Source organism: Bradyrhizobium sp. 179 (assembly GCF_023073535.1).
Taxonomy (GTDB): domain Bacteria; phylum Pseudomonadota; class Alphaproteobacteria; order Rhizobiales; family Xanthobacteraceae; genus Bradyrhizobium.
Map to the genome: position 1 here is coordinate 135,027 of NZ_JADPJR010000104.1, position 10,915 is coordinate 145,941.

The window sequence follows — 10,915 nt, forward strand, 5'->3', positions numbered from 1 at the left end:
CAAGTCTTTTGCGTCAACCGACCCCAACCGACGAAGAGGGTATCATGATCACTCGCAGATTAATCCTTGCCGGCGCCGCCGCGCTCGCGCTTGCCACCTCCGCCTCGGCGGACGACTGGAAAGCCAAATATCCCGAGCTGACCTTCGCGGTCATTCCAGCGGAAAACGCTTCGGGTGTCACTGAGCGCTGGGCGCCGTTCATGAGCTATCTCTCCAAGGAATTGGGCGTGAAGGTCACGCTGCGCATCGCCAACGACTACGCCGCGGTGATCGAGGGCCAGCGCGCCGGCAACATCCATATCGCGAGCTATGGCTCGGCCTCGTTCGCCCGCGCCCGTCTGACCGGCGTCAAGACCGATGCCTTCGCCAACGACATCAACGCCGACGGCTCGACCGGCTATTATTCCGTGTTTTTCGTCAAGGCGAGCAGCCCCTACAAGAAGGTCGATGACCTCAAGGGCAAGAACCTCGGCCTCGTCGACCCGAACTCGACCTCGGGCAACAACGTGCCGCGCTTCGAGCTGGACAAGATGGGCATCGCCGACGCCGACACCTATTTCGGCAAGGTCGTCTTCACCGGCAGCCACGAGAACGCGATGCTGGCGCTGGCGCAGGGCACGGTCGACGTCGCCGCCAACCAGTGGACCAGCGATGACGATTCGACGCTGGCGCAGATGCTGACCAAGGGCATGTTGAAGAATGCCGACGGCTCGCCGATGAAGAAGGACGATTTCCGCATCATCCATAAGTCGGCGCCGATCATCAACGGCCCATACGCCTACAACTCGGACCTGCCGGACGACGCCAAGGCGGCGATCGCGAAGGCGTTCTTCGACGCGCCGGCCAAGGACAAGGCGGCCTTCGATCGCCTCCAGGACGGCCAGAAGAAGGGCTTTCATCCCGCCACCAACAAGGACTGGGATGGCACGATCGAGCTGATCAAGTTCGTCGATGCGCTGCGTAAGAAGAAGGCGTCCTGAGTTTGGGACGATGCACTGGAGCCGGGTCGATGGACCCGGCTCTTTCTCTTTGATCGACCACTTGTTCTGACCAGATGACCGTCGCGGTTTCGATCCTTCCCGAGCAGCAGCTTGCGGTGCTCAACGCCGCCTATCGCCAGGCGGTCGCGCGCAAGCGTTGGCGCCTGCTGTTGGGAGCCGGTATCTTCGCAGGTGCGCTGGTCCTCGCCGCGATCGGCGCCGAAGTGAATTTGCGCACGCTGTTCACCTATTTCGGCAACTTCATCAGCTATTTCGATCGCATCCTCACGCTCGACAACGGCCAGCGGGTCTGGACCGATCTCGGCGAGTGGCTCTGGGGCTGGCGCAAATGGCTGAGGATGCTGGGTGAGACGCTGCTGATCTCCTATGTCGGCACGCTGATCGGCGCCACCTTCGCCTTTGCCCTGAACTTCTTCGCGGCGGAGAACACTTCGCCTGCGCCCTGGCTGCGCTTTACGGTGCGGCGCCTGCTCGAATTCGCCCGCACCGTTCCCGGCATCGTGTTCGCGCTGATCTTCGTCATCGCCTTCGGGTTAGGTCCGATGGCGGGTGTGCTCGCGATCGCGATTCACTCCACCGGCGCGCTCGGTAAGCTGTTCTCGGAGATCGTGGAGAATGCTGACATGAAGCCGGTCGAGGGCGTCCGCTCGACCGGGGCGAGCTGGCTGTCTTGCATGCGCTTTGCAATCGTGCCGCAGGTCACCGCAGGTTATGCCAGCTACGCGCTGCTGCGCTTCGAGATCAACGTTCGCGAAGCCTCGGTGATGGGCTTCGTCGGCGCCGGCGGCATCGGCCAGGAGCTCGTCGTCGCCATCCGCAAGTTCTATTACTCCGACGTCAGCGCGATCCTGCTCACCATCATCGTGACCGTCTTCATCATCGACATCACCACCGGATGGCTGCGCGGCCGGCTGTTCGGCAAGGAGGCGCGGACGTGACCGGGCCGCAGCAAGTCGAGTCGCGAGAAATCCGCGCCCGCTATCCCGATGTGTTCGACCGGCCGGCCTCGGCGCGGCTTGCAACGCCCGCGATGATCGTCGCGGCGTTCGCGATCCTGATCTATGGTCTGGTCGATCTCGATTTCTCGCCGTCACGATTCCTCGCAGGCCTCAGCCAGCTCGGCTGGATCAGCCTGATGATGATCCCGCCCGATCCCGGCTCCTCGTTTCCGGTCTATCTGAAGGCGCTGGGCGAGACGCTGTCGATCGCGCTGCTCGGCACGACGCTGGCGGCGCTGTTCGCGCTCCCGGTCAGTCTGCTGGCCGCGCGCAACGTGGTGCCGTCGAAGATCCTGCGCTTTCCCGTTCGCCGCTTGCTGGATTCGATCCGCGGCGTCGACACGCTGATCTGGGCGCTGGTGTGGATCAATGTGGTCGGGCTCGGCCCGTTCGCCGGCGTGCTCGCCATCGCCGTGTCGGATTTCGGCGCCTTCGGAAAACTGTTCTCGGAGGCGATCGAGGGCGCCGACCAGAAGCAGGTTGAAGGCATCCGCGCTTCCGGCGGCAGCGCGCTGCACGAGATTCGCTTCGGGCTGCTGCCGCAGGTCCTGCCCGTGATCGCCGGTCAGGTGCTCTATTTCATCGAATCCAACACCCGCTCGGCCACAATCATCGGCATTGTCGGTGCCGGCGGCATTGGCCTCCAGCTCGCCGAGCAGATCCGCGTCTTGGAATGGCAGAAGGTGTCGTTCCTGATCCTGATGATCTTGGTTGCGGTTGCCGCGATCGATTTCATTTCCGGCAAGCTGCGCTTTGCGATTATCGGACGAAGGGCTATCGCTTAACTCAGGTGCGGCCGCAGTCTTCTTCCCTTCTCGCCTTGTGGGAGAAGGGGGCGCGAAGCGCCGGATGAGGGATCCGTCTCCGCGCATTCAAATGAGAGCTGGACTCGCGGAGAGGACCCCTGACCCGTCTCGCCGCTGCGCGGCGAGCCACCCTCTCCCACAAGGGGAGAGGGGAAGAGGGCTCACCCGTTCTCCACCAAAAACTCCACCCGCTCCGCCGCGAACCGCGAGTGCTTTGTCACCAGCGGTCTGCCGCCGAGATCGTGGTCGGTGGCATCGACCACGAGGATCGGTCGTCCCAGTGCAAGATCGAGCCGGGCGGCGTCGGTCGCGTCGACGATGCCGGCCGTTATCCGGGTCGCGCCGCGGCGGTAGTCGCGGATGCCGTAGTGCTCCAGCAACTTCGTCATCGAGCGCGTCGCGGCGAACACGGCGCCTGCGCCCGGAAACAACTCGGCCGACAACCACGTGGTGGAGACGCAGATCGGCGTGCGATCGGCGAGGCGAATCGCCTCGATCCGCACCAGCGGCGCGCCGGCCTTCAAGCCGAGCTCGCGCGCCAGCTCCCGGGTTGCGACGTCATTGGAGGTCTCGATCAACTGGCCGCGCGGCTCGCGGCCGCCGGCGCCGACGATCTCGGAGAACCGGGTGCGCGAGCGCAGCGGATAGGCCAGCTTCTGCGCCTCGACATAGGTTCCGCTGCCGCGCTCGGCCCGCACCAGGCCGCGCTCGGCCAGCGCGGCCAGCGCGCGCCGCACGGTGTGGCGGTTCACGCGGTAGGTTTCCGCGATCTCCATCTCGCCCGGTAATTTGTCGCCGGCGGCAAAGCGGCCGTCGGCGATACCGCGCTCGATGCCGTCGGCGATGAGGCGCCACAGCGCGACGCCCGAAGATGCAGTGTCTTGCATGCTCATATCGCTGGTCAGCCTAGCTGAGAAATCACGCCTTTGTCACGAAACAGTCATGGCGCTCCTTTATGAAGTTGTCTAGTATCATAGACAACTTAGAATCGGCAAGTTCGGTGGATTTGGTGACCCAGCAGAATGACCAGCAAGCCCAGCGCAAGGCCGCGATGGCCGTGCTGGCGCACGCGGAGGCGGGCGAGATCGCCGCCCGCCTCCGCACACTCGCCCTGCCGGCCCATCAAAATCTGCGCGAAGGCGAAAACGGTCTCGTCATGCTGCGCGGCCGGGTCGGCGGCGACGGTGCACCGTTCAACCTCGGCGAAGCCACGGTCTCGCGTGCGGCGGTCCGGCTTGCCAGTGGCGAGGTCGGCTTCGGCTACACACTCGGCCGCGATGGTGAGAAGGCGCGGCTGATCGCGCTGTGCGACGCGCTGGTGCAGTCCAGCGATTTTGGCGCAGCCGTCGAGCGCGAAATTATCGCGCCGTTGCGCGAGCAGCTTATGACGAGGCGCCAGCAGGCAGCGGCGAAGACTGCCGCGACGAAGGTTGATTTCTACACCATGGTGCGCGGTGAGGGGTGAGATCATGACCACGATTGCAGAACTGCCGCCGGGTTTCGCCGACAGGGTTCTGTCGGCGCAATCGACCTTTCGTTCGGTCATGGATGCGATGGCGCGGCCGGGTTCGGTCCAGCGCATCGTTCCGACAGCCGGAGCGCCCCATACGATGATGCGCGGCACCGCCGCGATCGCGCTGACGCTGTTCGATCATGACACGCCACTCTGGCTCGATGCGCGCATGGCAGAAAATTCCGACGTGATGAAATGGCTCAAGTTCCACACTGGCGCGCCGGTGGTGCAGGACACTTCGATTGCCAGCTTCGCGCTGATCAGCGACGGCGCGGCGCTGCCGCCGCTCGAAAGCTTTGCGCTCGGCACCAACGAATATCCGGATCGCTCGACCACATTGATCCTTCAGGTCGATAGTCTGGGCTCGGGACGCAGCTTGGAGCTGCGCGGCCCCGGCATCGATAGCGCCACGACGCTCCAGGCGTCGATCAAGCCGTTCGATCTGTTCGAGCGCCTGCGGTTCAACGAGGCGCTGTTTCCGCGCGGCCTCGATGTGGTGCTGGTTGCCGATGATGCCGTGGTTGCGATCCCGCGCACCACGCGCGTCGCGAACAAGGGAAGCTGACCGCATGTATGTCGCAGTCAAAGGCGGCGAACGCGCCATCGAGAACGCCCATCTCCTGCTTGCAAACGCGCGGCGCGGTGACCCAAGCGTTCCGGAAGTCACGCTCGAGCAGATCTCGGAGCAGCTCGGTCTCGCCGTGGACCGCGTCATGAGCGAGGGCTCGCTCTATGACCGCCAGCTCGCCGCGCTCGCGATCAAGCAGGCGCGGGGCGATCTGATCGAGGCGATCTTCCTGGTCCGTGCCTTCCGCGCCACGCTGCCGCGCTTTGGCGCGAGCGAGCCGGTCGACACCGGCGCGATGCGCGTGCAGCGGCGAGTGTCGTCGACCTTCAAGGATATTCCAGGTGGCCAGATCCTCGGGCCGACCTTCGATTATACCCACCGCCTGCTCGATCCTTCGCTCGCAGAAGGCGTTGTGCCGGAAGCGCCAGTGACGGCGGAAGCATCAACGGCACCCACGCCGCGCGTGACGGATATTCTTGGCCGCGACGGACTGATCGAGTCCTCGCCGCAGGCCGAGGACGGCGCCAGCGTCGGCGATCTCACCCGCGAGCCGCTGAATTTTCCGGCGGACCGCGACCTGCGCCTGCAAAATCTGGCGCGTGGTGACGAAGGCTTTCTGCTGGCGATGGGCTATTCCACCCAGCGCGGTTACGGCCGGAACCATCCCTTTGCCGGCGAGATTCGCTTCGGCGAGGTCGATGTCGAATTTTTCGCCGAGGACGTCGGCTTCGCCGTGCCGCTCGGCTCGATCGAGCTGACCGAGTGCCAGATGGTCAACCAGTTCAAGGGCTCGGCGACGGAAGCGCCGTGCTTCACCCGCGGCTATGGCCTCGCCTTCGGCCAGAGTGAGCGCAAGACCATGTCGATGGCGCTGGTGGATCGTGCGCTGCGCGCTCGCGAGCTCGGCGAGGAGGTGCGTGCCCCCGCGCAGGACGAGGAGTTCGTAATGTCGCATTCGGACAACGTGCAGGCGACCGGCTTCGTCGAGCATCTCAAGCTGCCGCATTACGTCGACTTCCAGTCCGAGCTCGGCCTGCTCCGCAAGCTGCGCCAGGAATTTGCCGAGGCCAATGCGCCCGATGCCATGAAGGAGGCCGCGGAATGAACGCGCCCGCCTATAATTTCGGCTATCTCGACGAACAGACCAAGCGGATGATCCGCCGTGCGATCCTCAAGGCGATCGCGATCCCCGGCTATCAGGTGCCGTTCGCCAGCCGCGAAATGCCGATGCCCTATGGCTGGGGCACCGGTGGCGTGCAGGTGACGGCGGCGATCCTGGGACCTGAGGACGTGCTGAAGGTGATCGACCAGGGCTCCGACGACACCACCAACGCGATCTCGATCCGAAAGTTCTTCGCCAAGACGGCGGGCGTCGCCACCACGACGGCGACGGACGAGGCAACCGTGATTCAGACGCGCCACCGCATTCCCGAGACGCCGCTGCATGAAAACCAGGTGCTGGTGTATCAGGTACCGATCCCTGAACCCCTACGTTTCCTCGAGCCGCGCGAGACCGAGACGCGGCGCATGCATGCGCTCGCCGAATATGGCCTGATGCATGTCAAACTCTATGAGGACATCGCCCGCTTCGGCCATATCGCGACTGCCTATGCCTATCCGGTCAAGGTGAACGCGCGCTACGTGATGGACCCGTCGCCGACGCCGAAATTCGACAACCCCAAGATGGACAATTGTGCCGCGCTGCAATTGTTCGGCGCCGGCCGTGAGAAGCGCATCTACGCGATCCCGCCCTACACGAAAGTCGTGTCGCTCGATTTCGAGGATCATCCGTTCGAGCCGTACCGTTTCAACGCGCCTTGCGCTCTGTGTGGTGCGGAAAGCTCTTATCTCGACGAGATCGTCACCGACGACAAGGGCGGCCGGATGTTCGTCTGCTCGGACACCGATTATTGCGAGGGCCGGCAGGCCGCCGGCCATCACGGCAGCCTGAGCGCCGCACCGTACAAGGAGAGGGCGGGCTCACATGGCTGAACTCGATACGCTCGAAAACGACCAGCCGCTGCTGGTGGCGGAGTCGCTCAGCAAGTCCTTCGGCCGCATCGCCGCCTGCCGAGAGGTGTCCTTTGCGCTCTATCCCGGCGAGGTGCTGGCGATCGTCGGCGAATCCGGCTCGGGCAAGTCGACGCTGCTGCAAATGCTGTCGGCTCAACTCACGCCGAGCGCCGGCCGGGTCTCTTACCGGATGCGCGACGGCGTCACCCGCGATCTTACGACGCTCGGCGAGGCCGAGCGGCGCTTTCTGTTCCGCACCGACTGGGGCTATGTCCATCAGGATCCTGCGCAAGGCCTGCGCATGGCGGTCTCGGCCGGCGCCAATGTCGGCGAGCGGCTGATGGCGGTGGGATGGAATCATTACGGCCGCATCCGCGACACCGCCTCCGACTGGCTGATGCGCGTCGAGATCGACGTCGCGCGCATCGACGATGCGCCGCGCACCTATTCCGGCGGCATGCGCCAGCGGCTCCAGGTCGCGCGCAACCTCGTCACCGGGCCGCGGCTGGTGTTCATGGACGAGCCGACCGGCGGCCTGGACGTGTCGGTGCAGGCGCGCCTGCTCGATCTCCTGCGCAGCCTGGTCGCCGAGCTGCACCTCGCCGTCATCATCGTCACGCATGATCTCGCGGTGGCCCGCCTTTTGTCGCACCGCGTGATGGTGATGAAGGGCGGCCGCGTCATCGAGACCGGCCTCACCGATCAGGTGCTCGACGATCCGCGCGAGCCCTATACGCAACTCCTCGTCTCCTCGATTCTGCCGCCATGAGCCTGCCAACATGAGCCTTGCAACGACGGCCATGATCGACATCGCCGACGCCCGGAAGACCTTTACGATGCACCTGCAAGGCGGCATCAAATTGCCGGTCGTGCGCGGCGTGACGTTCCATGTCGATCCCGGCGAAGGCGTCGTGCTGTCGGGGCCGTCAGGCGCCGGCAAGTCGTCGATCCTGAAGATGATCTTCGGCAATTATCGCTGCGATTCCGGCCGCATCGGCATCCGCCACCGCGGCGCGCTGATCGATCTTGCCGCCGCCGAGCCGCGGCAGGTGCTCAACGTCCGCCGCGCCACCATCGGTTATGTCAGCCAGTTCCTTCGCGCCGTGCCCCGCGTTGCGACCATCGACGTGGTCGCCGAGCCTCTGATCGTGAACGGCCTGGCGCGCGCGGAGGCGCAAGCCCGCGCGGGCGTGCTCCTGCATCGTCTCAACATTCCCGAGCGGCTGTGGCAGCTTCCGCCCGCGACCTTCTCCGGCGGCGAGCAGCAGCGCGTCAACATCGCGCGTGGCTTCATCTCGGATCTGCCGATCCTGCTGCTCGACGAGCCGACCGCTTCGCTCGATGCCGCCAACCGCACTGTGGTGGTCGAGCTGATCGCTGAGAAAAAACGCCAGGGCGTCGCCATGGTCGCCATTGTCCATGACGACGAAATCCGGCATCTGATTGCCGACCGCATCGTCGATGTCACCAGCTTCGCCGCCGCGGCTTGAAGGAAATGGACATGAACGCCAAGCCGAAGGACACGGTCATCGCCAACGCCAGGATCGTGCTGGCTGACCGGGTGATCGATCAGGGCTGGCTTGCTCTCGTCGACGGACGCATCGCCGAGATCGGCGAGGGCAGGGCGCCCGCCGGCGCCGAGGATGCTGGCGGCGACCTCGTCATGCCCGGCCTGATCGAGCTTCACACCGACCATCTCGAAGCCCATTACGTGCCGCGACCGAAGGTGTTCTGGAATCCGGTCGCCGCCGTCATCTCGTATGACGGCCAGCTCGCGACCTCGGGCATCACCACCGTGTTCGATTCGCTCCGGGTCTGGCGCGAGGACGGCGCGGAGGAAGTCGATGGCCGCGCCGGCGTGCTCGCCGCCGCGATCACGATCGCGCGCGATGCCGGCCTCTTGCGCGCCGACCATTTCCTGCATCTGCGCTGTGAAATCCCGATGCCGAGCGTCGTCGAGGAGGCCAAGGAGCTGATCGGCCGGCCCGACGTCAAGCTGATGTCGCTGATGGATCACACGCCGGGCCAGCGCCAGTTTCGCGACGAGGTCAAGCTGCGCGACTATTATCGCGGCAAGGGCGGCGGCAAGACCGACGCCGAGCTCGACGAACTGTTCGCGAAGCGCTTTGCCTATCAGAAGGCCTATGCCGCGACCAATATGCGCGAGATCGTGACGCTGGCGCATGCGTACAAGATCTCGCTCGCAAGCCATGACGACACCACCGAGGAGAACGTCGCCGATGCCGTGCGCGACGGTGTCGCCGTGGCGGAATTCCCCACCACGCTCGAAGCCGCGCGCGGTCTGCATCACGCCGGCATCGACATCCTGATGGGCGCTCCCAACGTCGTGCGCGGCGGCTCGCATTCCGGCAATATCGCCGCGGTCGATCTCGCCCGCGAAGGCCTGCTCGATATCCTGTCGTCGGATTACATCCCGTCGAGCCTGCTGATGGGCGCGCTGCAGCTGCCCGAGCATGTGCCGGCGATCGATCTGCCGTCGGCGATCCGCACCGTAACCAAGGCGCCTGCCGATGCGGTCGGACTCACCGATCGCGGCGAGATCGCGGTCGGCAAGCGCGCCGACCTGATCCGCGTGCATGTTGCCGGCAGCGTCCCCGTCGTGCGCAGCGTCTGGCGCGAAGGGAGTCGTGTCGCATGAGCGAGACCGCGGCCATGGCGCAGGAGGTCGCGGGCGCGATCGGACCCGGGCGGCTGGTGCTTGTGGTCGGTCCCAGCGGCGCCGGCAAGGACACGCTTTTGCGACTGGCGCGGGCGGCGTGCAGTGAGGATCACGACATCGTCTTTCCACGCCGCCTCGTGACGCGGGAATCCTCCGCTGCCGAAGACAACCTCGCGCTTGGCCCCGACGAATTCCGCCGCGGTCAGCAGCATGGCGAGTTCGCCATGCACTGGGAGGCGCACGGGCATTCCTACGCGCTGCCGCTCGAGATCAACGACGATATCCGTGCCGGACGCACGGTGGTCGTCAATGTCTCGCGCACGGTGATCGGCGCGCTGCGCCAAGCCTATGCAAATGTCGTGGTGGTCGCGATCACGGCCCCGCCAGACGTGCTGGCGCAGCGGCTTGCCGCGCGGGCGCGGCACAGCGACGGCAATATCGCGGCGCGGCTGTCGCGCAGTGTCGATGTCGCGCGGGCGCATGCCGATATCACCATCCTCAACGCCGGCAGCGCGGAGTATCACAGCCGACAGCTCGTGCGCGTGATCAGGAATGAAGGTTGGCATGAGTAATGGCGGGCACGCTAAGGAGGAGTGGAAGAATGTCGGTGATCGAAACGGTCGAACAGCTGGAGGCCATCTACGGCGTCACCAACGATGCCTCGACCGTGAAAGTCGCCGACCATGTCACCCCGCTCTACCGCATCTACATCGAGAAGGCGCCGTTCGCGGCGCTCGCCACGATCGGGCCGGAGGGCATCGACTGCTCGCCGCGCGGCGATCTCCCCGGCTTTGTCCGCATTCATGACCCGAAGACGCTGATGCTGCCCGACCGCCGCGGCAACAATCGGGTCGATTCCCTGCGCAATATCGTGCGCGATCCCCGGGTGTCGCTGATGTTCCTGATTCCCGGCTCCGGCAATGCGGTTCGTGCCAACGGCCGCGCCCATCTCTCGATTGATCCCGAACTGCTGGCCTCGTTCAAGGTCGAAGGCAAGGCACCGCGCTGCGTCATGGTCATGAGCGTGGACGAGATCTACTTCCAATGCGCCCGCGCCATCGTCCGCGCCGACCTCTGGAATCCCGACAAGCGCGTCGACCCAAAGACCCTGCCGACGCCCGGCCAGATCCTGGCCGAGATGAGCGAGAACAGGGTCGGCGGCGCGGAGTACGACCGCGCCTGGCCCGCGCGAGCCGCAGCGACGATGTGGTGACGTTTCTTACCCTCTCCCCTTGTGGGCTATGGGATTCCCGGTTTTATGCTTTGGATTGCAAGCAGATAACCTTCGAGGATTGCGGCGAGGCGGTCCCAGCCGTCTCGCATTGTCTTTGGGCCC

13 protein-coding genes are annotated in these 10,915 nt (G+C 65.2%); 12 read left to right on the plus strand and 1 reads right to left on the minus strand.

Translation table 11 applies throughout. From position 1 onward, the window contains the following. Positions 1–44 precede the first annotated feature (44 nt). The 3 genes from phnD (at position 45) to phnE (IVB12_RS24575) (ending at position 2,784) form a co-directional block, all read left to right on the plus strand. Positions 45–980 (plus strand): phosphonate ABC transporter substrate-binding protein, encoded by a 936-nt coding sequence (gene phnD, locus IVB12_RS24565; RefSeq protein ID WP_247302846.1) that lies wholly within the window; start codon positions 45–47, stop codon positions 978–980. 74 nt (positions 981–1,054) lie between these two features. Continuing rightward, on the plus strand, positions 1,055–1,939 hold the full coding sequence (gene phnE / locus IVB12_RS24570) for a phosphonate ABC transporter, permease protein PhnE (RefSeq protein WP_247302848.1): 885 nt from the start codon (positions 1,055–1,057) through the stop codon (positions 1,937–1,939). Continuing rightward, complete coding sequence (phnE, locus tag IVB12_RS24575; protein WP_247302849.1) at positions 1,936–2,784, plus strand: phosphonate ABC transporter, permease protein PhnE; 849 nt, start codon at positions 1,936–1,938, stop codon at positions 2,782–2,784. The genes phnE (IVB12_RS24570) and phnE (IVB12_RS24575) overlap by 4 nt, the downstream gene beginning before the upstream one ends. A gap of 182 nt (positions 2,785–2,966) precedes the next feature. On the opposite strand, the gene phnF is transcribed toward phnE (IVB12_RS24575), so the two are convergent. Next, on the minus strand, positions 2,967–3,698 hold the full coding sequence (phnF, locus tag IVB12_RS24580) for a phosphonate metabolism transcriptional regulator PhnF (protein ID WP_247302851.1): 732 nt from the start codon (positions 3,696–3,698) through the stop codon (positions 2,967–2,969). Positions 3,699–3,805: 107 nt separating this feature from the next. Here phnF and phnG point away from each other — a divergent pair, with 107 nt between their 5' ends. The 9 genes from phnG to IVB12_RS24625 are packed head-to-tail and all read left to right on the plus strand — an operon-like array spanning position 3,806 to position 10,792. Continuing rightward, positions 3,806–4,270, plus strand: a complete 465-nt coding sequence (gene phnG, locus IVB12_RS24585) for a phosphonate C-P lyase system protein PhnG (RefSeq protein WP_247302853.1) — start codon at positions 3,806–3,808, stop codon at positions 4,268–4,270. A gap of 4 nt (positions 4,271–4,274) precedes the next feature. Then, positions 4,275–4,883, plus strand: coding sequence for a phosphonate C-P lyase system protein PhnH (gene phnH, locus IVB12_RS24590; RefSeq protein WP_247302855.1), 609 nt, complete (start codon positions 4,275–4,277; stop codon positions 4,881–4,883). Positions 4,884–4,887: 4 nt separating this feature from the next. Beyond that, the gene (locus IVB12_RS24595; RefSeq protein WP_247302857.1) at positions 4,888–5,991 is read left to right on the plus strand and encodes a carbon-phosphorus lyase complex subunit PhnI; all 1,104 of its coding nucleotides are present in this window, start codon (positions 4,888–4,890) and stop codon (positions 5,989–5,991) included. After that, positions 5,988–6,878, plus strand: a complete 891-nt coding sequence (locus tag IVB12_RS24600; RefSeq protein WP_247302859.1) for an alpha-D-ribose 1-methylphosphonate 5-phosphate C-P-lyase PhnJ — start codon at positions 5,988–5,990, stop codon at positions 6,876–6,878. The genes IVB12_RS24595 and IVB12_RS24600 overlap by 4 nt, the downstream gene beginning before the upstream one ends. Further along, positions 6,871–7,668 carry a phosphonate C-P lyase system protein PhnK gene (phnK, locus tag IVB12_RS24605; RefSeq protein ID WP_247302861.1) on the plus strand — a complete coding sequence of 266 codons (798 nt, stop codon included), beginning with the start codon at positions 6,871–6,873 and terminating at the stop codon, positions 7,666–7,668. Before IVB12_RS24600 ends, phnK begins: the two co-directional genes overlap by 8 nt. Before the next feature lie 10 nt (positions 7,669–7,678). Next, positions 7,679–8,389 (plus strand): phosphonate C-P lyase system protein PhnL, encoded by a 711-nt coding sequence (phnL, locus tag IVB12_RS24610; RefSeq protein WP_247302863.1) that lies wholly within the window; start codon positions 7,679–7,681, stop codon positions 8,387–8,389. A gap of 11 nt (positions 8,390–8,400) precedes the next feature. Next, positions 8,401–9,558 carry an alpha-D-ribose 1-methylphosphonate 5-triphosphate diphosphatase gene (locus IVB12_RS24615; RefSeq protein ID WP_247302865.1) on the plus strand — a complete coding sequence of 386 codons (1,158 nt, stop codon included), beginning with the start codon at positions 8,401–8,403 and terminating at the stop codon, positions 9,556–9,558. Further along, positions 9,555–10,151 carry a phosphonate metabolism protein/1,5-bisphosphokinase (PRPP-forming) PhnN gene (gene phnN, locus IVB12_RS24620; RefSeq protein WP_247302866.1) on the plus strand — a complete coding sequence of 199 codons (597 nt, stop codon included), beginning with the start codon at positions 9,555–9,557 and terminating at the stop codon, positions 10,149–10,151. Before IVB12_RS24615 ends, phnN begins: the two co-directional genes overlap by 4 nt. 29 nt (positions 10,152–10,180) lie before the next feature. Next, positions 10,181–10,792, plus strand: a complete 612-nt coding sequence (locus IVB12_RS24625) for a pyridoxamine 5'-phosphate oxidase family protein (RefSeq protein ID WP_247302868.1) — start codon at positions 10,181–10,183, stop codon at positions 10,790–10,792. Positions 10,793–10,915: the final 123 nt, after the last annotated feature.

Excerpts from the sequence above, each read along its gene's own strand:
- phnH (WP_247302855.1), top strand. The coding sequence starts at position 4,275 with ATGACCACGATTGCAGAACTGCCGCCGGGTTTCGCCGACAGGGTTCTG.
- phnE (WP_247302848.1), top strand. The coding sequence starts at position 1,055 with ATGACCGTCGCGGTTTCGATCCTTCCCGAGCAGCAGCTTGCGGTGCTC.
- IVB12_RS24595 (WP_247302857.1), top strand. The coding sequence starts at position 4,888 with ATGTATGTCGCAGTCAAAGGCGGCGAACGCGCCATCGAGAACGCCCAT.
- IVB12_RS24600 (WP_247302859.1), top strand. The coding sequence starts at position 5,988 with ATGAACGCGCCCGCCTATAATTTCGGCTATCTCGACGAACAGACCAAG.
- phnK (WP_247302861.1), top strand. The coding sequence starts at position 6,871 with ATGGCTGAACTCGATACGCTCGAAAACGACCAGCCGCTGCTGGTGGCG.
- IVB12_RS24615 (WP_247302865.1), top strand. The coding sequence starts at position 8,401 with ATGAACGCCAAGCCGAAGGACACGGTCATCGCCAACGCCAGGATCGTG.
- phnD (WP_247302846.1), top strand. The coding sequence starts at position 45 with ATGATCACTCGCAGATTAATCCTTGCCGGCGCCGCCGCGCTCGCGCTT.
- IVB12_RS24625 (WP_247302868.1), top strand. The coding sequence starts at position 10,181 with ATGTCGGTGATCGAAACGGTCGAACAGCTGGAGGCCATCTACGGCGTC.
- phnN (WP_247302866.1), top strand. The coding sequence starts at position 9,555 with ATGAGCGAGACCGCGGCCATGGCGCAGGAGGTCGCGGGCGCGATCGGA.
- phnL (WP_247302863.1), top strand. The coding sequence starts at position 7,679 with ATGAGCCTTGCAACGACGGCCATGATCGACATCGCCGACGCCCGGAAG.
- phnF (WP_247302851.1), bottom strand. The coding sequence starts at position 3,698 with ATGAGCATGCAAGACACTGCATCTTCGGGCGTCGCGCTGTGGCGCCTC.